The sequence below is a fragment of the Streptomyces sp. NPDC102259 genome (assembly GCF_044766465.1).
Classification (GTDB): domain Bacteria; phylum Actinomycetota; class Actinomycetes; order Streptomycetales; family Streptomycetaceae; genus Streptomyces.
On record NZ_JBIWMA010000020.1, the window covers coordinates 9,210 to 31,200 of the forward strand.

At 68.9% G+C, this 21,991-nt stretch carries 13 protein-coding genes and 6 pseudogenes; 4 read left to right on the plus strand and 15 right to left on the minus strand.

Annotated elements, in window-relative coordinates:
* Together ACIRPU_RS33655 and ACIRPU_RS33660 are read right to left on the minus strand one after the other, a co-directional pair.
* Positions 1 to 1,860, minus strand: a 1,860-nt coding sequence (locus ACIRPU_RS33655; RefSeq protein ID WP_403874186.1) for an FAD-dependent monooxygenase, incomplete at its 3' end; no start/stop codon positions are given.
* 691 nt (positions 1,861 to 2,551) lie between these two features.
* The gene (locus ACIRPU_RS33660) at positions 2,552 to 3,010 is read right to left on the minus strand and encodes a hypothetical protein (protein ID WP_403874188.1); all 459 of its coding nucleotides are present in this window, start codon (positions 3,008 to 3,010) and stop codon (positions 2,552 to 2,554) included.
* Between the two features lie 868 nt (positions 3,011 to 3,878).
* On the opposite strand from ACIRPU_RS33660, the pseudogene ACIRPU_RS33665 reads away from it, so the two are divergent.
* Together ACIRPU_RS33665 and ACIRPU_RS33670 are read left to right on the plus strand one after the other, a co-directional pair.
* A pseudogene (locus ACIRPU_RS33665) lies at positions 3,879 to 6,169 on the plus strand ((Fe-S)-binding protein).
* A gap of 1,059 nt (positions 6,170 to 7,228) precedes the next feature.
* Complete coding sequence (locus tag ACIRPU_RS33670) at positions 7,229 to 7,684, plus strand: hypothetical protein (protein WP_403874373.1); 456 nt, start codon at positions 7,229 to 7,231, stop codon at positions 7,682 to 7,684.
* 98 nt (positions 7,685 to 7,782) lie between these two features.
* Here the strand turns inward: ACIRPU_RS33670 and ACIRPU_RS33675 are convergent.
* The 4 genes and pseudogenes from ACIRPU_RS33675 to ACIRPU_RS33690 form a co-directional block, all read right to left on the minus strand.
* Positions 7,783 to 8,538: pseudogene (locus ACIRPU_RS33675) on the minus strand (ISL3 family transposase); the annotation flags it as partial.
* A gap of 132 nt (positions 8,539 to 8,670) precedes the next feature.
* Positions 8,671 to 8,847, minus strand: a pseudogene (locus ACIRPU_RS33680) (TetR/AcrR family transcriptional regulator); the annotation flags it as partial.
* A 29-nt stretch (positions 8,848 to 8,876) separates the two neighbouring features.
* A complete protein-coding gene (locus tag ACIRPU_RS33685; protein ID WP_403874190.1) occupies positions 8,877 to 9,431 on the minus strand; it encodes a 4'-phosphopantetheinyl transferase in 555 nt (184 codons plus the stop codon).
* Between the two features lie 242 nt (positions 9,432 to 9,673).
* Entirely contained in the window at positions 9,674 to 11,098 is a 1,425-nt protein-coding gene (locus ACIRPU_RS33690) for a condensation domain-containing protein (protein WP_403874192.1), read from the minus strand.
* A gap of 754 nt (positions 11,099 to 11,852) precedes the next feature.
* Here ACIRPU_RS33690 and ACIRPU_RS33695 point away from each other — a divergent pair.
* Positions 11,853 to 12,696: pseudogene (locus ACIRPU_RS33695) on the plus strand (IS5 family transposase).
* Here ACIRPU_RS33695 and ACIRPU_RS33700 read toward each other — a convergent pair.
* Entirely contained in the window at positions 12,688 to 13,407 is a 720-nt protein-coding gene (locus ACIRPU_RS33700; protein ID WP_403874194.1) for an NADPH-dependent F420 reductase, read from the minus strand. The pseudogene ACIRPU_RS33695 and the gene ACIRPU_RS33700 overlap by 9 nt on opposite strands.
* Positions 13,408 to 13,481: 74 nt before the next feature.
* Here ACIRPU_RS33700 and ACIRPU_RS33705 point away from each other — a divergent pair.
* A pseudogene (locus tag ACIRPU_RS33705) lies at positions 13,482 to 13,799 on the plus strand (winged helix-turn-helix transcriptional regulator); the annotation flags it as partial.
* A gap of 578 nt (positions 13,800 to 14,377) precedes the next feature.
* Here the strand turns inward: ACIRPU_RS33705 and ACIRPU_RS33710 are convergent.
* From ACIRPU_RS33710 to ACIRPU_RS33745, 8 genes and pseudogenes are all read right to left on the minus strand, one after another.
* Positions 14,378 to 15,763 carry a condensation domain-containing protein gene (locus tag ACIRPU_RS33710; protein WP_403874196.1) on the minus strand — a complete coding sequence of 462 codons (1,386 nt, stop codon included), beginning with the start codon at positions 15,761 to 15,763 and terminating at the stop codon, positions 14,378 to 14,380.
* Positions 15,764 to 15,857: 94 nt separating this feature from the next.
* Entirely contained in the window at positions 15,858 to 16,148 is a 291-nt protein-coding gene (locus ACIRPU_RS33715) for a hypothetical protein (protein ID WP_403874198.1), read from the minus strand.
* A 635-nt stretch (positions 16,149 to 16,783) separates the two neighbouring features.
* Positions 16,784 to 17,710 (minus strand): LacI family DNA-binding transcriptional regulator, encoded by a 927-nt coding sequence (locus ACIRPU_RS33720; RefSeq protein ID WP_403874200.1) that lies wholly within the window; start codon positions 17,708 to 17,710, stop codon positions 16,784 to 16,786.
* Between the two features lie 114 nt (positions 17,711 to 17,824).
* The gene (locus ACIRPU_RS33725; RefSeq protein WP_403874202.1) at positions 17,825 to 18,118 is read right to left on the minus strand and encodes a tetrahydrofolate dehydrogenase/cyclohydrolase catalytic domain-containing protein; all 294 of its coding nucleotides are present in this window, start codon (positions 18,116 to 18,118) and stop codon (positions 17,825 to 17,827) included.
* 259 nt (positions 18,119 to 18,377) lie between these two features.
* Entirely contained in the window at positions 18,378 to 19,283 is a 906-nt protein-coding gene (purU, locus tag ACIRPU_RS33730; protein ID WP_403874204.1) for a formyltetrahydrofolate deformylase, read from the minus strand.
* Positions 19,280 to 20,152: a methylenetetrahydrofolate reductase gene (locus tag ACIRPU_RS33735; RefSeq protein ID WP_403874206.1), complete on the minus strand. Its 873-nt coding sequence runs from the start codon at positions 20,150 to 20,152 to the stop codon at positions 19,280 to 19,282. The genes purU and ACIRPU_RS33735 overlap by 4 nt, the downstream gene beginning before the upstream one ends.
* Before the next feature lie 135 nt (positions 20,153 to 20,287).
* Positions 20,288 to 21,250, minus strand: a complete 963-nt coding sequence (locus ACIRPU_RS33740; protein ID WP_403874208.1) for an aminomethyl transferase family protein — start codon at positions 21,248 to 21,250, stop codon at positions 20,288 to 20,290.
* A gap of 101 nt (positions 21,251 to 21,351) precedes the next feature.
* A pseudogene (locus tag ACIRPU_RS33745) lies at positions 21,352 to 21,630 on the minus strand (aminomethyl transferase family protein); the annotation flags it as partial.
* Positions 21,631 to 21,991 lie beyond the last annotated feature (361 nt).

Below are 21,991 nucleotides of genomic sequence, written 5' to 3' on the forward strand. Positions count from 1 at the left end.
GTCAGTGGGCGGGGTGTCACCCGACGCGGTGTCGCCGGCCGTGGTGTCGCCGGACAGCGTCCCCCCGGGCGCCGCGTAACCGGACGCCGCACCGCTGGACGCCGCATCGCCGGACGCCGTGTCAGTGGGCGGGGTGTCACCCGACGCGGTGTCGCCGGCCGTGGTGTCGCCGGACAGCGTCCCCCCGGGCGCCGCGTAACCGGACGCCGCACCGCCGGACGCGGTGCTCTCGAAGACGGTGTCACCGGCCGTGGTGTCACGGGACGGGGTGCCGCCGGGCACGGTGTCGCCGGGGCCGCAGTACGCCCGCAGGGCGGCCTCCAGCGCGCCGCCCCCCGCCGCCCAGCCGGCATACCCGTCGGGGCGCACCAGCAGTGCCTCGCAGTCGAGTGCGGGCACCGGGTCGGCCCGCACCACCCGCACCAGCCGCGCCCACGGCCGCGCCTGCCGCGCGTAACGGCCGGCCCGCTCACCGAAGAGCAGCAGCAGCGGCCGGCCCTCCCCCAGCAGAGCGCGCACGTCGGTGCGGCCCTGCGGCGTGCTCAGCACCGCGTTGGGCACGAAACGCCCCTCCCAGGGCGAGGCGCCGGCCCCGCGCGCGGGCAGCACCGTGTCCTGGGCGCTGACCATCGACGCCAGGACCGAACCCTCCGCCCCGCCGCGGGCCATCAGCTCCCCGAACAGGGCACGCAGCGGGTCGAGTCCGGGATCGGGCCGCATCAGGGCCAGCTGGGCCCGCGTCTGGTCGATGACCCGCTGCGCGGCCGGCCGGCGCTCCGCACCGTAGCTGTCCAGCAGCGCCTCGCCCGCGGTGCCGCGCACCGTGAACGCCAGCTTCCAGCCCAGACCCAGCGCATCCAGCAGACCCGCGCTCAGCCCCTGGCCGCCGATGGGGAAATGCACATGCGCCGCGTCCCCCGCCAGCAGGATCCGCCCCCTGCGGTAGGACGAGACCAGCCGGGAGAAATCACTGAACCGGCTCAGCCACCGCCCAGCACCCATCGCGATGTCACGCCCCGCGATGAACGACACCTCACGGCGCAACTCCTCCACATCCAGCGGCGCATGCCGGTCCGGATGCGCACCCGAACAGTTCAGCGTCCGCAGCCGCATCACCCCGCCGCCCACGTCCTTGGCCAGGATCCAGCCGCGCCCCGTACGGTGCCAGCCCGGCCGCAACGCCCCCGCCTCCCCCAGCCGGACATCCCCCGCCATCGCCGACACCGTCGCCGGATACGTCCGCGAGGCGAAACCCGCCAGCTCACGCACCACACTGCGCGCACCGTCCGCCCCCACCACATAACCGGCATCCACACCCACCTCCCCACCCGGCCCCCGCGCCGTGACCCGCACCCCCCCGGACCCCTGCCGCACCCCCACCACCCGCCACCCACGCCACACCTCGACACCCGCCGCCCTGGCCCGCTCCTCGAACACCCGCTCCACATCCTCCTGCGCCACCTTCAGCACCGCCTCCGGCTCCCCCACCGGCGCCCCGATCACCAACCCGGCAATCCCCGCAAAATGAAAAGCACTCCCCACACCCGCACCCACACCTGCGCCGCCCCCCGTGCCCGCACCCTCCCCCGTGCCCGCGCCCACACCTGCACTCGCGCCCTCCCCCGCGCCCGTGCCCGCGCCCTTACGCGCGTCCGCGTCCGTCAGGGGCAGATGACCGCGCCGGGCCAGACACTGCACGGTCCGCGCATGCAGCGTCGTCGCCTTCGGCCGCCCGCTCACCTCCTCCCGCGCCTCCACCACCACCGTCCGCACCCCGTACCCGGCCAGCTCACACGCCAGGAGCAGCCCGACCGGCCCCCCGCCCACGACCACCACCTGCGCCCGCACGACCCCCGCCATACCCGCACCCCCCTCGTCGTCCCCCTGCCAAAGCCGCCGCCAGTATCACCGACCCGGCACCACCCGCAGAGCAGAAAAAGACACCCCGCCCCACCACCCCACCCCCACCCGCCCCGCACACCCCCCGCACCCCCCGCCCCGCCCGGCACCCTCCCCCCCCCAGCCCCGCAGGCCCAACACACCCCCGCCCCCCACCCGAAGACACCACCCGCCCCACCAGACCGGACCACCCCGGGACCCACAAAAAAACCAATAAACATACCGGACAGACGGTTCCCTCCCCGTCCGGCACCCCCCTGCCCCCGGCGCCGTTCCGCATCCGCCACGACCCGAAAACCCGCGCCGTCCTGACGGACGACCAGCCGGCGCGCCCAGGACAAGCACCGCACCCAGACCGCCCTCGCACCCGCCCACGACGGCCGCACAACCCTCCCTCGATCCACGGCCCTCCCGCGCACAACCCTCCCGCGATCCACGGCGAGCCGACCGCCCCGGCACGCGCCGGCGGCAAGGGGAGGCCGCCGGTGCACGCCCGGCGACAGCACACCCATCCGCACAGCGCCCCCCGGGCCCGGGCCCGGCGGCTTCGAGGCGGCCGCAGCCCGCCTCCAGAAGCCACCCCCCCGGCGGCAGCTCAGTGCGCGGGGCCCGCGACACAGCCCCCGGCCGGCAGAGCACCCAGGAACCCCGGTCAAGGCCCGGCACGGCCGCAGCCGCGCGCCCCTTCCCCGCCCGGCCGCAACCCCGCCAGGATCCTGCGGGCCTCGCCGCGGACGCCGGCGCCCGCGTCCTCCGCAAGCTCACGCAACTGCCCCACCAGCCGGTCCTCGCCCTCGGCCGTCCTCCACCCGGGATCGCAGTCCAGCGCAGCACCGAGATGACCCACCGCACCATCGGCGCACGCACGGCTCAAGGCCAGCAGGACACAACGCATACCGATGACGTCTTCACGCCCGAGCAGAGCTGCGGCCGTCTCCTGGACGACCGCAGCGTCCCGGCCGTCCAGGAGAAGACGGCCGATGACATCCGCCACCTCTTCGATCCCGCCCCAGACAGCGAGCCGACACCCGGCCGCAGCACGAACAGACCACAACGACGAAACGGCCCCCTCCACCACCGCACCCAGTTCCCCATCACCACGAAAGACCACACCCCCACCCTGCCAGGAAACACACCCCTCCAGACACCCGCACAACTCCTTCCGCAACACCCCACAGCCACAGCCACAGCCCGCCCGAACACCAACCCGACACGAACACAGGCACACCCACAGGCACAGGCGCGTACACAGGCACAGGCGCGGACACGCCACGCAGACGCCCGGACCGGCAGCACAGGCACAAACCGGCCCGAGCACCGACCGGACACGGGCCCAGGCACGGGCACGGGCCCAGGCACGGGCACGGGCACACAACGCGGACGCCCGGACCGGCAGGACGGGCACAGGCACGACAGACCCGAGACAGGCGCAGCGCCAAACCGGACCCGAGGCAGGTGCAGGTGCGAGCCCAACACACATGCGAGTGCGGGCCCGAGGCACGTGCGGGTGCGAGCCCGAGGCACGTGCGGGTGCGGGCCCAACGCACGTGCGGGTGCGGGCCCAACGCACGTGCGGGTGCGGGTGCGGGCCCGCGCCCGAGGCAGATGCAACGCAGGACCGGGCCCGAGGCAGGTGCGGGTGCGGGCCGCGTCCGAGGCGGATGCAGCGCAGGACCGCCCGAGGCAGGTGCGGGTGCGGGGATGCGCTGCAGGCCTGCTCCACAGCCGCTCGAGCCAGCCCGCCGAACGAGCCCGCCGCACCCACCCCCACCCGCACGCACCCGCACGGGCCGCCACGCCAACTCCCAGCGGCACCGGACCCGTTACCCGGCAGGAACCGCACACGGGACGGGCCGCCGCAGCGACACAGATCACCGCGCGCACCGGCTGCGGTACCGCGCGGGAAGTGGGTAGTCTCGATGCGAACACACAAGTTACCGCTCGGTAGTCCCGTTTTCGCAGGTTCGAGGAGTCCGCCCATGCAACTCGCCGCGATCACCGTGTCGCTGGTCCTCATCGTGGTCGGCGTCGCCCTGTTCGGCCGGGCCGTCCTGGCGATCTGCCGCTTCCTCCGGCTCGGCCAGCCGGTCACCGCCCGCACCCGCACCGACCGCCCCCTGGCCCGCACCCTCACCGTCGCCAGGGAATTCGCCGCCCACACCCGCATGAACCGCTGGGGCGTCATCGCCACAGCGCACTGGTTCGTCGCCGTCGGCTTCTACACACTCCTGCTCACCATCGTCAACGCCACCGGCCAGCTCTTCCAGCCCGACTGGCTGCTGCCCCTCATCGGCGACTGGACCCCCTACAACGTCTTCGTCGAATTCCTCGGCACGATGACCGCCCTGGGCATCATCACCCTGATCACCGTCCGCCAGCTCACCCGCGCCGCCGGCCCCGGCGGCAAATCACGCTTCACCGGCTCCAACACCGGCCAGGCCTACTTCGTCGAAACCGTCATCCTCACCGTCGGCATCTGCATCATCGCCCTGCACGCCCTCGAAGGCGCCCTGCACCACGTCGACCACTACCAGCCCTCCTTCTTCCTCACCTACCCGCTGCTGTCCTGGCTCCAAGACATGGACACCACCACCCTCCACACCCTCACCTACCTCTTCGCCACCCTGAAGATCGCCGCCTCCTTCATCTGGATGATCGTCGTCTCCCTCAACACCACCATGGGCGTGGCCTGGCACCGCTTCCTGGCATTCCCCAACATCTGGTTCAAACGCAACGCCGACGGCGCCACCGCCCTGGGCGGGTTGCAGCCCATGACGTCGGGCGGGAAGCCGATCGACTTCACCGACCCCGGCGACGACGACGTCTTCGGCGTCTCCCAGGTCGAACAGTTCTCCTGGAAGGGCCTGCTGGACTTCTCCACCTGCACCGAATGCGGCCGCTGCCAGTCCCAGTGCCCCGCCTGGAACACCGGCAAGCCGCTCTCCCCCAAACTCCTGATCATGTCGCTGCGCGACCACGCCCACGCCAAAGCCCCCTACCTCCTCGCCGGCGGCGGCAAGTCGATGGAGGGCGAAGAGAAGGCGAGCGCCGAACAGCTCGCGGACGTGCCCGCCGCCGCGCTCGCCGAGGCCGAACGCCCCCTGATCGGCACCGCCGAGGAAAACGGCGTCATCGACCCCGACGTGCTGTGGTCGTGCACCACCTGCGGCGCCTGCGTCGAGCAGTGCCCCGTCGACATCGAGCACGTCGACCACATCGTCGACATGCGCCGCTACCAGGTCATGATCGAATCCGCGTTCCCGTCCGAGGCGGGCACCATGCTCAAGAACCTGGAGAAGAAGGGCAACCCCTGGGGACTGGCGAAGAAACAGCGCCTGGAATGGCTCAAGGAGGTCGACTTCGAAGTGCCCGTCGTCGGCCGGGACATCGAAGACCTCACCGACGTCGAGTACCTGTACTGGGTCGGCTGCGCCGGCGCCCTCGAAGACCGCGCGAAGAAAACCACCACAGCCTTCGCCGAACTCCTCCACACCGCAGGCGTGAAGTTCGCCATCATGGGCGGCGACGAGAAGTGCACCGGCGACTCCGCGCGCCGCCTCGGCAACGAGCCCCTCTTCCAGGAGCTCGCCACGGACAACGTCATGGCGCTCAACAGCGCCTTCGGCGAGGAACTCGACGACGACGGCAACACCACCCCGGACTCACGCAAGCCGACATCGGCGAAAAGAATCGTCACGGCCTGCCCGCACTGCCTGAACACCCTCGCCAACGAATACCCGCAGCTCGGCGGCGACTACGAAGTCATCCACCACACCCAGCTCCTCCAGCACCTCATCGACGAAGGCAGGCTCATCCCCGTCACCCCCGTCGAGGGCCTCATCACCTACCACGACCCCTGCTACCTCGGCCGCCACAACAAGATCTACACACCCCCACGCGAAATCATCGCGGGCGTCCCCGGCCTGCACAACAAAGAAATGCACCGCCACAAGGAACGCGGCTTCTGCTGCGGCGCCGGCGGCGCACGCATGTGGATGGAAGAACGAACCGGCAAACGCATCAACAACGAACGCACCGACGAAGCCCTCACCCTCAACCCCGACATCATCTCCACCGCCTGCCCCTTCTGCCTCGTCATGCTCACCGACTCCATCAACAGCAAAAAGAACAACGGCACAGCCAAAGACACCATCCAAGTCCTCGACGTCTCCCAACTCCTCCTCAAATCCGTCAAAACCCCACCCGACAACCAACCCCCAACAAACGGAACACCACCCACAACCAGCCGGAACCACAACCCGTGAAGTAACCCAAACCACAACCGGTGAAGTAACCCGACCGACAGCAGTCCGCTCGGCAGCAGCCCGGCCGGCAGCAGCCCGCTCGCCTGTACCGCCGCAGCCGTACCGACGCCCCCGTGTCCCACCGTGGACACGGGGGCGTCCCCGTTCACACCTGCCCCCCCCACACCGCCCCCGCAAAACTCACACCCACCGCCCGCGGATCGTCAGCGGCCGGAACGGCACGACAGCACAACATTGCGCCCATCCCCGGTCTGCCCCAGACCGCACGCCCGGCCCCTGGTAGAACATGAACCGATGGGAATCCAGGAACGCCACCGCAAGGTGCACCGGCCTCTGCGCAGGGCCGGCCTCGAAGTGCTCCCCAACGCGGTACCAGCGGGCACCATGCCATACGTCGCCGGATACCGCATACAGGACGTGAGCACCGGCTTCTCCCACCGCTACAACACCCCGCGGCTGGTCGAACGGCTCAACACCGACTGGTACAGCCTCGCACTCTCCTCAGCACTGCTCGACCACCAGCGCGAGTTCCTCCTTCAGCTTCCGCAGGGCACCCGCTCACACCGAGCCGCCCTGCACCACACCCACCACGGCAACCCCGCACCCACACTCTGGACCCGGGTCCGCCTCCTCGACCACTGGGACATCATGGGCCGAGGCGCGGCATCAGCATTCCTCGGCGTGCACTCAGGACACCCGGGCTTCGCCATGATGGCCCTGGACAGCAGCGTCTACATCAGCGCCTCGACAGGCGAGACCGGCATCGACGTACTCGCCGTACCCCACCCGCACCGCTCCCACAACATCCTGCACCACCTACAACAAATCACCCACCACAACAACCCCACCACCAACCACCCACACACAGCCCATCACCGCCTGGCTCGCCAGCCGCCCACACCACCAACCCCACCACCCCGAACCACCCAAAACAAAAACCACGCACGGCCGCGGCCCTCACCTTCGCCCTGCGCAAGCTGGAGCGCTGCACCCTCATCATCGCCGGCAAACACCCCACACCCCAGCACCCCCTGGACACCCTCGACGAGGAACTGCGCCACGGAATCGCCCGCTGGCCGCACCTGAGCCACCCCGACCCCGGCGAGCCCGACCTCGTCCTGGCATCCGCCGGCGACCTGCCCGCCGAACGCCTCACCGCCCTCGCCCGCCGCCTGCGTACCGAACACCCGCACCTGCGGCTGCGCTACGTCCACATACACGACCTCACCACCCTGGCCGAAGCCGGCACCCACCCCCTCGCCCTGCCCGAGAAGGCCTTCACCGAACTCTTCGGCAACCGCGCGCCCTTCATCCTCGCCACCACCGGCTACCCGGCCGACGTCCACGCCCTGCTCGGCGCCCGCCATCCCGGTGCCCGCGTCACCGTGCTCGGCTACCGCGACCCCGGCCGCCCCCTCACCCAGGCCCAACTCCTGGCCCACTGCGGCCTCGACGACGACAGCCTGTGGCAGCTCGCCACCCACACAGCCCTGCTTCCGACGGAGGCCACCGCATCATGACCACCACCCTCACCCCACCCCGTCGGCCCGACCCGGCCATCCTCAACGCCTTCGACCGCGACGGCTACGCCGTTATCCGCCAAGCCATCGACCCCGCCCTGCGCGCGGGGCCCGTCGTAGATGGGCGCGTCCAGCACAGTGGCCCAGCAGGTGCTGTGTGCCTTCACTTCGCTCAGGGCGGCTTCGCACAGGTTGTGCCACAGGTGCCACCGGTCGGCGACCTGGACCGCGTCGGGCAGGGCGCGGCGGATGGCCTCGGCGTAGGTGGCTGAGCCGTCGCGGCACACGACCGCGATGCCCGGATGCCCGTGCAGCCACGCTTCCAGCGTGTCGGCGGTGCGGTCGGGCAGCACGTCGATCCGTTCATGGGTCTCGGCGTCGATCACCACGGTGGCGTAGCGGTGCCGCCGGCGCAGGGCGAAGTCGTCGATGCCGATCACGCGGGGCACCCGCCCGGTGGGCAACGGGATGCGCAGCAAGGTGCGCAGGGCCGTGTGACGCGACAGGCCAACCGCGAGTATCGCCAGCAGACGCGATCCAGCCCGGCCCGCTAACTCTTTGACCACGGCCTTAACCTGCCTGGTCAAACGGGCCGTGCGGCGCTGGTATCGCTCCAGCACCCCGGGCATCTGCTCACGGAAGGTCTGCCGGCAGCCGCGTGTGGGACACATCAGGCGCCGCACCCGCACACGAACCACCACCCGGCGGCCGTCCACCGGCACGTCGGCCACCGCCCGCCAGTGGTAGCCGTGCACCTGCTCCGACGAGGCTCCGCACACCGGACAGACCACGGTGCCTTGCGGGGTCCGCGCCCGCACCAAGATCCGCTCACCCTCGTCGGCAACATCCTCCATGGCCAGCGGGAACAGACGCGAAAACACCGTCTGGACAAGCTCGTTGACATCTATCACATGAAGGTCAACGACCTCAACAACTCTCCGTCACCACCGAATGTGAGACAGGGCCGTTAAATTGACACACCCACACTTGGTCCTGAAGTTGTCGTAGAGCGCCGTATCGGTGACGTCGAGCCGCTCGGCGATGCCTCTCAGGGACGTCTTCCCGTAGTCCTGCTCGGCGAAGGGTTCGAGCGCGACGTCCTGGATGCGCTGGAGGGTGTTGTCGCGACGCTGCTGCTTGGTGCCGTCCATCGTGACGCCCACCCTCGTACTCCTCGCATCGCGTAGATACTTCAGAAGTGGTGTACGACGACGGCCGTCGAGAGCAAGTTTCGGTGTGCGGTCCAGCGGCCGTCGAAGGCCTCGATGCGATGTCCGTCGACCAGCGGGCCCGGGACCAGAAGCCGTGTCCGGAAGGTCCTGGAAACTTCCGCGGTGGCTGCTGGGGCGATCTCTATGTCGGCCTCCAGGAAGTCGAGCGACTTTCCGGTCAGGGAAACTACGCCTTGTAGACGGACTCTTGGCGCTGAACAACAGCCGGTCCTAGTGGACAGAGGGGTGGCTGCGGGCGAGATTCCGCACTCTGGTCTGCTCAGACGGCAGCGCCAACGCTTCCAGGGCATCGTCGGGGAAACGGTCGTGACGTTCAGCGTCGATGGCCAGCGAAGCCAGCTCTTCGGGCGCACCAGCGCGGCCGCGCAGTAGTCCTCGCAGTGCGTCATGCTGCCGACCAGCCCGTCGGGCCAGCGCGGTGCGCCACGCTGGCCGGGCAGAACCGGCTGCGGCGCCGTGCCGAGCTTCTCCAGGCGAGCCGTGCACAGCACCGAACGGCGGTGAACGCGCGGCACCGTTTCTCCAGGCCCGCGCTATGACCGCCTACTCCTCGGGGTGGAGGATGACGCCGTCACCGAAGGCGTCACTTGTCCCGGAAGGGATGCCCAGATCCGCAGCCACCTCCGGGATCGGCTTTCCCGGTCTCCGTCACAATCCGTACCGCCCCCTCGCGGAACTGCGGATCGTAGAGGCGCTTCTTGATGCCATGACCCCAACTATCCCTCCCGTCGCGGTCTCCACAGTAGGTGGGGAACCCTCACCATCGATTTGTCGGGTAGGCGTCAAGGATCTTGCCTGCGACTTCCCTATTCGCTGTTCCGTCGACCGCTGCTTGGACGGCGAGGGATTCCAACGCGTGGAGGAAGGACTTCATGTCGTCCGGAGAAATAACCGCTGTATCGGCTCGCAGCTTTATCCACGTCTCGTCCGGGAAGTAGTCGGCGGTCAGATAAAAGCGTCTCCCGGGCCGGTCGCGGTCGAGTCCCCTCATCGTGCTGACCGTCGTGAGACCGAGGAGGTCGGCGGGATCTTTAGACAGCGGCACCCGGGGGCGTTGGGGGGAGCTGGGATTGCTTTGCATCATTCCCAGGTTGAGCGTGCAGGACAGGTCTGCTTCGCAACGGCCGAGGGTGCGCATCTCCCGCACTGCCGTCTTCACTGCGGCGGGGTCGTATCGGCCATAGCGGTAGGCGGCTAGTGCAGCTGCCCAAGCGCCTCGGAGGACCTGGGAGAACGTCGCCCTGTCGACGTCGAGGCATATCGGAACATCCTGCACTAGGGTGCCGAGCGAAGGGTGCGAAAGGCCTCGCGTGCGGTTGGCAGAATATAGGGTGAACCCGCTTCGAGGGTTTCCGGACCAAGCCGCGAGAAGGAGGGCCGCAAGCGACAGTGTCACGGTCTGAGGGCTGACTTTGTATCGTGCGGCGATGACCTCGTTCGCGGCGGTCATGGCCGGTGACTTCATGATCAAGTTCTGGAAGCGATGTGACTCCGGAACTCGGCGTTGATCCGGGAGCATCGCCGGTGGACACTCCGGCAGCTTGGCCATCCAGTAGCGCAGGGAGCGCCTGGCGCGCTCCCTGCCCTCCGACTGCCCCTCTCGTAGCGCGAGATCTGCGGGCTGGGTGACCAGCCCCCCTGGAGCTGCTGACGGGCGGGGATCCCCGGGAAAGCCGAGCATATCCTTCAGTTCGGCGAACAAGAGGGGTAGGGACCATCCGTCCGCGGCCAGGTGAAATAATCCGAAGACGACGGCTTCCGGACGACCATTTCGAACAACGATGCAGAATTTGATAGGGAAAACGTCTTCCGCCGCGAACCGGAAGTCGTCCATACGTGCAATTAGACCATCCAGGAACTCCTCGTTGCCGCGTCCGATGTCATAGATCTCCAGGAACAACTGCCCGTGGCCGACGACGACCTGCTGAGGTTCCCCGGCGGCGCCTAGCCGAAATGTTGTCCGTAACACCTCATGGCGCTCCACAAGAGTCCGCAGCACCTGGCAGACATCTTCTGTTGTCAGGGCGCCAGTCACGGGTACCAGGTTGGTTATATTGAGGTGGTGGAGGTCCGGACCGCAGGCCACCACTTCTTCCCACATCCATTGCTGCCCCCAAGTCTGAGGGTAGATTCCCGAGCGCTTAGCTGAGAACGGCACGGCACGGATATCAGTCCGCTCCATATGGATTCTCCTGTCGGACTTAACCACGGCGCCTGCGAATGCAGGAGAAATCACGATACTGGATGACTTGACAGTGCGCCAGGGCACTGTGGGGCAGTTGGGGGTGCCCGGAAAGGCGGCAGGTCTGCGGCAGGCCCCGAGGCTCACAAGAGTCGCACGTACTGACCTCTACGGCGATCGGGCCGCATAAACCGGACACAATGCCCCATAAAGGAGATGGGTACGCCGGTGAATGGAGCGGAATAATCGTGGCTCCAGAATGTTTTCGAAGTGCAACAAGACGGACAATTCGAAAAAGAGCACCTTTGTATGCCAGTCTTCGAAATTAGGTCACCCAAGCTACTGTATGACCCCACAAGACGGGCAGGCCTGGGCCGCCTCGTCCGCCGTGACTCCTGTAGGACCGCCGGCTGCGGGGCCTCCGTGGCGTTCCTGCGCTGTGTCATGGAGAAGGCGCGCTCGTCCGGCGCCGTGGAGTTCCGGGCGGACCTGCGGCCGACGGACGCCAACACCGAACTGCACCTCTTTTCCGTCAGGCGGACCTCCGGGCGGCCGTCGAGGCGGGCCGTGACCCCGACTCCCCGATGAGGCGCTGTCACGTTGGCTGATCGGGTGGGATGATCTTCGGGTGGATCAGGCCGGGAGGGGTCGTCCGTGAATAGCGCGCCGCCATCTTAAGAGGGCATCTGATCTAGGTAGTTGGTGTTCTGGGATGATTTTGTGACTCGCGTTGTTGGCAGTCGTTGGATGTGGCGTGAGTGTTCGTCGCCCGTACCGCAGTGATGTGTCCGACGCCCGCTGGGCCTTGATCGAACCGGTTTTCACCGCTTGGCGGGCGAGACGGACTGGCCCCGGAACAGCGGCCCGGATGCACGACCTGCGGGAGATCGTCAACGCGATCCTCTATGTCAACCGCACCGGCATCCCGTGGGAGTACCTGCCGCACGACCTCCCGCCCTACAAGACCGTCTACGACTACTACGCGAAGTGGGAAACCGACGGCACCACCCAGCAGGTCCACGACCTGTTACGCGACAAGACCCGTCGATTCCATGGCCGCCGCGCGGAGCCCACCGCGGCCGTGGTCGACGCGCAGAGCGTGAAGACCTCGGCAAACGTCGCCGAGACCAGCCAGGGCATCGACGCCGGCAAGAAGATCAAAGGACGCAAGCGGCACCTGATCACGGACACGCTCGGCCTGGTGCTGGCCGTCCTCGTCACCGCCGCGAACGTCCACGACACCACCGGCGGCAAACGCCTGCTCGACGACCTGGCCGCGGCACATCCCAGCGTCACCAAGGTCTGGGCAGACGGCGGTTACCAGAACAGCATCTTCAACCACGGTGCCGTCCTGGGCATCGACGTCGAGGTGGTGCAGCGGCCCCGGACGAAGGGATTCGAGCCAGTGCCGAAGAGGTGGGTGATCGAGCGGACCTTCGGCTGGCTCATGCAGCACCGCCGCTTGGCACGGGACTACGAAGCCCTCCCCCAGAGATCACGGGCGATGATCCACTGGGCGATGGCTGTCCCGCGAATTGACCGGAGAATCCGTACCAACCTGGCGAACTGAAACAGACATCCTGCGCACATCAGTGTGAACCTTGATCAGATGCTCTATAAGAACTCCTAACGGAAACCTGCGCGGCGTCGTCTGGTTCCTCGTGTTTCAGTCCGGCGGCATACGCCAGCGGGGGTGCGATTGCTTGGGCATCGGCTCCCTCGCCGACCCATAGCCCGATGAAGAGCGCGGCGGTCGCCTCCAGAAGTCCCGCCCGTTCGAGACCGCCGCCGGGCACAGGCTCGCAGCCGACATCCCGCACCAACTGGCGTACAAGCGCGAGGGCGGTCTCGTTGTCGCCGCAGACCGGAACGGCCAGCGGCCGTCCGTCGAAGACGGGCGGCGACATGCGCCACACGCCCTCGTGGCAGAGATTGAACGCCTTGACCACATGGGCTCCCGGTGCCGCCGCGGCCAGTTGCTGTGCGGCCGAGCGTCCGCTCTGTGTCAGAAGCCGGAAGCCCGGACCGACCGGATTGGAACAGTCGATCAGAACCTTGCCGCCCAGGACCGCCCGCAGTTCCCGCACCACGTCCGTCCCCGCGCCGAAGGGCAGCGCGGCCAGCACCACCTGACCGAACTCGGCCGCTGCACGCAGACTGGCAGGCTTCGCGCTGCCCCCGAGGCGCGTCGCGAGCCGCTTCGCCTTGTGCACGTCCCGTCCTCCGACGGCCACGTCGTGCCCGGTCCGCACCCAGTGGTTGGCGAGCGCGTCCGCCATGTTGCCCGTGCCCAGTACGCCGATTCTCATCACGCATTCCCTCCCAGGACCTGCTTGGACCGTTGACATCGACGCTAGAGGGCCTGTCGGGCACCATTTGGTACGTGACGACCGACCCTTTCCTCGCCGACTGCCGCGCCCGCCTCGCCTTCGACCTCCTATCCAACACCTGGAACTCCGTCGTGCTCTGGGCACTGCGCGACGGTCCCAAGCGCCCGGTCGAACTGCGCGAGCTGATCGGGGCGATCAGCTCCAAAGTCCTCACCGAGACGCTGCGGCGCCTGCAGTCCAACGGACTCGTGGACCGGCAGGCACACCCCGGAGCGCGACCGCGCGTTGAGTACCAACTCACCGCCCTGGGCCGGTCTTTGCTGGCACCCATCGACGCTGTCGGAGCATGGGCCTTCGAACATGGCGATGAGGGGAATCGAGCTGGCCCAAGGTGGGAATTGCTACTGGCCGCCGACAGATGTTCCCCCAACTGCCCAGCCAAGAGCAGGACTTACTCGTCTTCACGGTCCCGACCACCTGCTCGTCGCGGCCGACCGGGCTGCCTGGGCCGCTATCCCGGACGGTTGCGGCCGCCCTGCGATGCGGAAACCCAATTGCGCGCTGCCCTCACCGTCTTGCAGCGCGTCCACGGCGCCGAGCACTACGGGACTGGCGTCATCACGCACCACCTCGCCGCCCTCGAACACCCGCGAGGCAACCACACCGCCGCCATCGATGGCTACACCCGAGTCCTCACCCTCAAAGCACGCCTCCTGGGCGACTCCCACCCCGACCTGGCCACCACGCTGGTCAATCTCGGCCCACCCCGCCCCCGTCAGCCGCGAGCCCACCCTCCAGGAGCCATGGGACGAAGAGGGCCGACGTGCCGCGGCCGCATGGAGAAGGGGACTCGGCCAGGACCCGCCCGACCGGCGCATGCCCTTCGCCTGAGCCGGCGCAGCAATGGATAGATCCCGGCTCCCTGCGCCGGCACCTGATTGCCGACGCCTCACTTCCCGGCCGGGTCGGACAGTGCGCCCAGGCGTTCACGGAGGTGGTGCAGGACGGAGCGTGCGGTATCCGGGCCGTGATAGGCCGTCTCGTGGCGCAGTGCCCCCGACAGTCGGGCGTCCTGCGTCATGGTGAGACTGAGCGCGAGCGTGGCCGCCGCCGCGTCGGACGCCTGGCGGGTGGCGTAGGTCAAACGGGAGGAGTCCTGGCTTATGGGCATGACGTCGGTGCGCATCCCGTGCATCGGGGTGGCGTCGTCGCGCTGCCGGTCGAGGGCCCAGCCGGTCACCCCGTGCAGGCGCAGCGCGGCGTGTCCGAGGGCGTACCGGAAGAAGCCGGCGTCGCCGCTGCGGCCCAGGACGGTCTCGGCGAGCAGGCCGAACGGCAGGTCCACGGTGGCCGAGGCCTCGCAGATGGCCTCGTGCGCCTGTCGCAGCAAGCGGTGTCCGCCGTCCTGTGACACGTCCACCGGGATTTGCACCATGTTGGCGAATTCACCGACGGCGGTGCGGTGTTCGGGCCGTAGCCGGCCGTGGGACGGTGTGGAGAGGATCATCTTTTGTCGACCGAAGTGGCGGCCGAGGGCGCCGGCGAATGCCGCGGTCAGCAGCGAGTACAGGGAGACCCTGGCGGCGCGGGCTGCGTGCAGAAGTTGCCGGGTCTGCCCGGTGGAGAAGTCGAGGGGTTCCTCGTCGTAGCGGTGGCGCAGCGCCGGGGGCCCGGCGGTACGGCCTGGCAGCAGGTCCCCGGCGCCGTTCGCCTGTAACAGCGCGGCCCGGGCGGCCAGGCGGGCTGCGCGGTCGTCCAGGGCCGGGCGGGTGGACTCGGCGCGGATGAGGTCGAGGTAGGAGAAGGCGGGCCGCAGCGGTACCCCGGCGGCCACCCTTCGGTTGTAGGCGCGGGCCAGGTCGCCGAGGAAGAGGCGGTGGCTGGCCGCGTCGAACACCAGGTGGTGGAAGCAGGTGAGCAGGACGTGGTGGTCGGGGGCCGCGCGCAGCAGGTAGGCGCGTCCCAGCGCTTCGGTGACGTCGAAGGGGCGGGTGCTGAGGTCCACCAGGAGCGCGTACGGCCGCGCGGGCAGCACGGCCTCCTCCAGCGGCAGAGGCGTTGCGCGAAGCGTCTGGTGGGGCCGGATGACGTCGGCGGCCCGTTCCGGCGGCCCGTCCAGCCGCAGGCGCAGGGCGTCGTGGTGGAGTGTGACCTCGGCGAAGGCCTCCCGCAGCGCGCCGGCGTCCAGCGGCCCCAGGAGCCGTAGGGCGGTCGAACAGTCGATCGAGACCACGGCAGGATAGGGCTTGCCGTGGCATCGCTCCCACTCCCAGCACAATTCCTGGCGCGAGGAGAGCGGAAGTGCCGGGTGCCGGGGACCGGTGGTCGTTTTCATGCCCTGCCTTGGGGTCGGGTACTGCGGGACGGGGTGGGGGCCGACGCCGGTTCCGTGAGGAAGGCGCCGTCTGCGGTCAGGTGGTGGAACTGCCTCACCAGGATGTGCTCCTGCGGGCCGGGCGGAGCAGGTCGGCGTGCGTCATCCGGTCGGTGGGTTCGGCGGTGCAGCCCTCGGCTGCCTCTCCGAGCATGACCTGGTAGCCGCCCTCCCTTACGGCGTTCGGCTCCGCTCTCGTGCGCCACTCGGCCCGGGCCGTCTTCACCCACATCGTGTCGTACGGCAGCTGCCTGCAGAAGCACCCCACATCGGCCAGCGCCTTGAGATACGAGCAGGCGTCACCTTCCAGCGGCAGAGCCCTGACCAGGGCCGCGGCCGACTCCACGATGTCCTCGGCCGGGCACTCCTGCCGGACTTATACCTCACCGTTACCGAGGGCCGTCACCTCGTGCGGCGCTCCGGCCATGGCAACCAGCGTGTCCCAGTCCGCCGCCTAGGACTGTGCCTGCACCCGGCGGGCGCGATTACCACGAACGCCTCGAGTCCGCTGCGGCGCAGCGCCGCTCCGGTGCAGTCGACCGGGGTGACGACGTGGGCGTACTGGCTCCACAGGTCGTTGGGCTCGGCCAACTGCACCTCGCAGGGCTGCCCGGCCTTGCATCGCGTGTAGAGGGCCTGGTCCCCAGGTAGGAGGTTACCCGCCGTCGCTCCACTTGACGATCGGATCGGAGTCGCCGTACTTCTGCGACTCGGTGTGGAATGCGCCGGAGGCCGCGGCCATGGCGTGCCGCCACATGGGTGCGGAGGTGCGCCAAAAGGAGGTCGCCGTGCTCGGCGGCGCCCTTCAGGGTCGTGCGAAGGACGGTACGCCAGGACGTGTGCCAGACGCTCTGCACCACGGACCGAGCCACCCCACGTGGAGAACACCCGCCGAACGTCCCGCCACCTGAGGCGCGCAACCGCATGTTTCTGGACAAGGCCACCTTGGCGGTCCGCCGACCTTTACCGGGCCGGCGGCGGTCACGCCGACGCGCGAACCACGATCCGACCGGGCACGGGCGCCAGCCCTTCGGAGTCGATGGCCAGGGCGTTGCGGGCGGCGATCCGTCCGAGGATTTCGGCGTCGATGTGGACGGTGGTGAGTGCGGGGGTGGACAGGGAACCGTGCTCGGTCTCGTCGAAGCCGATCACGGCCACGTCCTCGGGAACCCGCCGCCCGAGGTCGCGCAGGGCCGTGAGGCTACGCAGTGCGATGTCGTCGTCGAAGGCTGCCAGGGCGGTTACGTCGGCGTGAGCTGCCAGGAACGTATCGATCGAGGCCGCGCCGGCCTCCCGGGATCTTGGCACGACGAGGTACTCCAGGGGTGGGAGTCCCAGGCGCCGGGCGGCCTCTTGGGCGAATCCGAGCCGGGCCTCGGTCAGCGGGAAGTCATGGTCGGGCATGGCCATCGCGATCCGTGTGTGCCCGTGTTCGGCGAGGTAGCCGATCTGCATCGCGGCGTTGGCGGCGAACCCGCTCTCCCAGTCCTCCTCGCTCGGTTCTTTTCCGTGCATGTAGACCTCGCCGAGCCGCAGCACCGCCCGCGGCGCAATGGTGTCCAAAACCTTCTGCGTGGCCTCGGGGATCGCGTGGCCGTGCCGGACCAGGAGGATGTGGTCGTGCTCGGCCAGTTCCTCGTCCAGGCCCCGGACGTAGCTCCGGGAGAAGTTTCCCTCCATGCCCCAGTCGACGTTGAGCACAACGATGCGAGACGAACCCTCGCGCAGCGCACGGGCGATGCCGTGCGGGACGTATCCGAGGTCCTGGGCGGCCTCCATGACCCGCTCCCGGGTGGCGGCGGAGATCGTCTGCCGTGGGTCGTCGTTCAGCACGAAGCTCACCGTCGCCCGCGACACACCGGACGCCTTGGCCACGTCGCTCAGCGTCACACGGCCCGAACGGCCCATGCCCGCACACTCCCATCCGACGACCTTGCACGGTCCACGCCCCGTGAGCAGGCATCGCCGCCGGCGGCTTCCATTCCTGCTGAACATTCGGGCACGTGGTGTTCACTCTACGCGCTAGATCGTTTCAGCTCTCCGGGCGACCCCCGGGTCGGCGGCCAGTTCGTCCATGACGGCGGCCACATCGTCATGGGTGGCGTGCGGCGGCAGTTGGCGGTGGAAGTCGCGCATGCCGGCTTCCTTGATGGCGCGCCGCTTCGCGGCGACGTACACAGCGCTTGCCGGGTCGTCGCCGACAAGGACGGTCGCCAACCCGGGAGTGCTTCCCGAACCCGCGGCCGCGGCGACCTCCGCGGCGACCTGCGAACGGATCCTCCGGGCGATCCCTGTGCCGTGGATCCTGGTTGTCATGGTGGTGAACCGCCTTTCTTGTCGTGAGAAACGATTCGCCCGGTGAGAAAGGTGTACCGGGTGCGGTCGTGTGAACGCGCTCGCACGGCGCCGGGCCCGAGCGACCGCCGGCCGCCGCTGCGACCCGCCACGCGGTGGCACGCGTGTGGCGCGGTTGCGGCGGTCGGCTCGGTCGCTCGGTGGCGTGTCGCACGGCAAGACCGCCTGTCCCCGCACCGGGCGGTTGCCTGCCCATGGGAGTCGATGAGCCGCCTCGCCGTCAGGCGAAGACGATGGTGTGGTTTCCGTCGCGGATGACCCGGTCCTCGGCGTGCCAGAGCACGGCGCGGGAGAGCACCGCGCGTTCCACGTCGGCACCGCGGCGGGTCAGGTCGGTAGCGGTGTGGGCGTGGGTGACCCGGACGACGTCCTGCTCGATAATCGGCCCCTCGTCCAGGTCCACGGTGACGTAGTGGGCGGTGGCACCCACCAGTTTCACCCCGCGCTCCTTGGCCTTGGCGTACGGTCCAGCGCCGATGAAGGCGGGGAGGAAGGAGTGATGGATGTTGATGATCGGGACGCCGACCTTGTCGATGAAGTCCCCGGAGAGGATCTGCATGTAGCGGGCCAGGACGACGAAGTCGACGTTGCCCTGGAGCAGCCGCAGGTGTTCCGCCTCCGCAGCGGACTTGTCCGCGCCCTGGCAGGGGACGTGGAAGAAGGGAATCCCGAAGCCGCGTACCTCCTCCGCCACGTCGGGGTGATTGGAGATCACCATGGCCAGGGAGACCGGAAGTTGGCCCTGCCGGTGGCGCCAGAGCAGGTCGAGCAGACAGTGGTCGGACTTCGAGGCGAAGATGGCGACCCGTTTGGGCACCGACAGGTCGCGGAGTGTGTAGCGCAGCCCGAACCCGTCGACCAGGTACTGGTCCAGGTCGGTCCGCAAGGCGGGCAGCGCGGCCTGGAGGCCGTCGAGGCCGAAGACGGTGCGCTGGAAGAAGGCGCCGCCCTGCGGGTTGTCGGAGTACTGGTCGAGGGAGACGATGTTCGCGCCCTGGTTGCCGAGGACCGACGTCACGGCGGCGACGATGCCCGTGGCGTCGGCGCCCTGCACGATGAGCGAGGCCTGGGGGGCGGCCGGCCCGCTCGTGGCGGCGCGTGCCGGGGCGTCGTGCGTGAGGGTCATGCCAGGCTTTCCTTCCGGAAGCGGGCGGCCCAGTCCGAAGTGGCCTTCAGCCCGCCGAACGTATAGAAGTGGATCTTCAAGTCGCCGTGGCGGGCGGAGTCGTAGGCGGCGATGAGGTCGCGGAGGAAGCGGTCAGGTCCTGCGGTGCCCATGAGGTTGGTCAGCGAGAAGCCGTATTTCTTGATGACGGAAGCGCTGGTGCCGACGCCGAATCGGCCGGCGTACGACATGAGCCGGCGCACTCCGGCGGGACCGGGCACCCCGATTCTGATCGGGAGCCCGATGCCGCGGCGCCGTACCTCTTCCACCCAGGCGAGCACCGGGTCGACGTCGAACCCGAACTGCGTGGTGATGCCGCCCTGAAGGGGCTGGGCGGCGAGGGCCGTGTGCTTGTCTCCCAGCGCTGACCAGAGAGCGGCGCCGTCGATCGCGGGGTGGCCCTCCGGGTACCCGCTGATGCCGACGTCGCGGACCCCGTACTCGTGCAGCAGTCCCGTGGCGATCAGGGACAGGGCGTCGGCGTAGGGGCCCTCGGGATGTGCCGGATCCCCGCCTACGACGAACACGTTTTCGGACGTGCCGTCGGCGTGCAGGCCGGCCAGGAACCGCTCGAAGTCGTCGCGCGAGCCCAGGCGGCGGGCGGATATGTGCGGAACGGGGACGAAGCCGAGCCGCTTGACCGCCCGGGCCGCGTTCAGTCGCATCTCCACGTCCTCGTTGCCGAGGAAGGTGACATTGATCCGGGTGCCCTGCGGAATGGTGTCGCGGGCTTCCTCCAGTTTGGGGACGTCCTTGCCGGTCATCTCCAGGGAGAAGTCCTCAAGCAGCGAGGTGCTGACGGCTGTTCGTACTGTGTTCGCGGGGTTCATCGTCCTTCGTCTCGCTCGCTGGTCTGATGGGCCGAATCCTGGGGCCTGGCCGCGGCGCCGCCGAGGGGGCCCGGCGCCATGACGTCGCGTCAAAGGGCAGGCCGGGCCACAGCGGTGCCGTGCAGTCGGTTGAAGTCAGCGGTTGCGGCGGGACAGGGTGCGCGCGTGCTGATCGAACGGGGAGGGCTGGACGGTGGCACGGATGCGGGGCAGGCGGAGGTCGGCCTCGGGGTCGGTGCCCGAACCGGGGTGCTCCCCCCAGACCACTGTCACCTCGGTGCCCGAGGCGGCGTGTTCCGCGTCGATCAGGGTCTGCGCCAGCACGGCACCCACCGGGTCGATCGACGCGCTCTGCATCGTCACACCGACCAGACCGGAGGCGCTCTCCACCCGGTGCCTGGCGTAGGAGAGGACGAAGCCGGGGTCCTGTCCCTGTCCGATGACGGTACGGACGTCGTCCGGGTCGAGGACGAGGGTGACCTTGGCGCGCAGCGGCTCGTCCTTGGCCTTCACCAGGGCGTCCCGGCCCACGAAGTCGTGGTTGAAGGAGATCATCTTCCCGTAGCCCAGTTCGTATGGGGAGACGTAGTAGTCCTCGATGTCCTCCGAGAAATAGCTGCCGTTCAGCGGACGCTTGCCCTCGATACCGAAGAGTGGGAGGTACTTGCGGTAGTCCAGCAGGTCCGGGTCGGTGTAGATGCCGGGCACCGGCGAGGGGATCCAGCCGCTCTCCACGCTCGGCGTGGCGTACGCCAGGGCCCCGACCTGGATCAGGCCGAGGGGCTCGCCCGCCTTGAGGAACGCCTCGTGGACGTACGCGGCGTGCTCCCACGGGCCGATGAACTCGAAGCCGGCCTGGCCGGCCATGCCGTGCCGCAGGGCGCGAATGGGACGCCCGTCGAGGGTGACCGCGCTGGAGTGGAAGAACTTCGTCTCCGGCAGCGGCCCGCCGAAGGTCCGCTCGACGAGTTCCGTCGCCAGCGGTCCCTGGATCTGGTACCGGAACAGCTTCGGCGCGCCCCCGCCCGGGCGAAAGGCGGAGGACGGGTCGGTGACGAAGCCGACGTCGTAGCCGCCCTTCTCGGCGTGGTACTGCACCCAGTGCTGCGCAGCCGGGATCCCGCTGAGCAGGTACTTGTTCTCGCCCTCCGAGCGAGGATCCCATCGCTGACGATGTGGCCGTCCCGGGTGACCGGCACGTACTGCTTGGCCTGCCCGATCGCGAACTTCTCGAAGTTGTTGACCCCGTGCTCGGCGAGCACCTTCGTGGCGTCCGGACCCTCGATCCACATGTCGTACATGTGGTGCGAGAGGTTGAGGAGAGCCACACCCTCGTGCCAGGCGGCCTGCTCCTGACGCCAGCCGGAGTACTCGCGCTCGACGACTTCGGGAGTCCATGGCTCGGCATCCGGCTGCCACAACAGCTTGATCGGCGAACCGGCCTTGTCGATGCCGTCCTGGAGGGTCGGGATTGCCATTGCGGCTCCTTGCTCGTAGCGACTGTCAGCGTCTGCACCCTGGGAACTAAATCGATCTAGTGAATCAAAGGAAAACCACTCTACTGACAAGCCAGGGGGCCCCGATTCCCGGATCGAGGACGACGCGGGCCAGGTCGACTCCCCGTTCGGCCGTCTCGTTGGCCCAGGCACCAGGGTGCCCGTCGCGCCACCTTAAGTTGCACCCCGCAGGCTCCCCGATCGCGCTCAGTCATGAACAACCTTCCGTTGCGTCATCACGTGCGGAGCCGCAGAGGAGCCACCCAGGATGTGCCCAACCGAAGACGACATGACATCGACCGAGTCCGCGGCCGCAGTGCCTCGACGAGTACCGGCCGACACA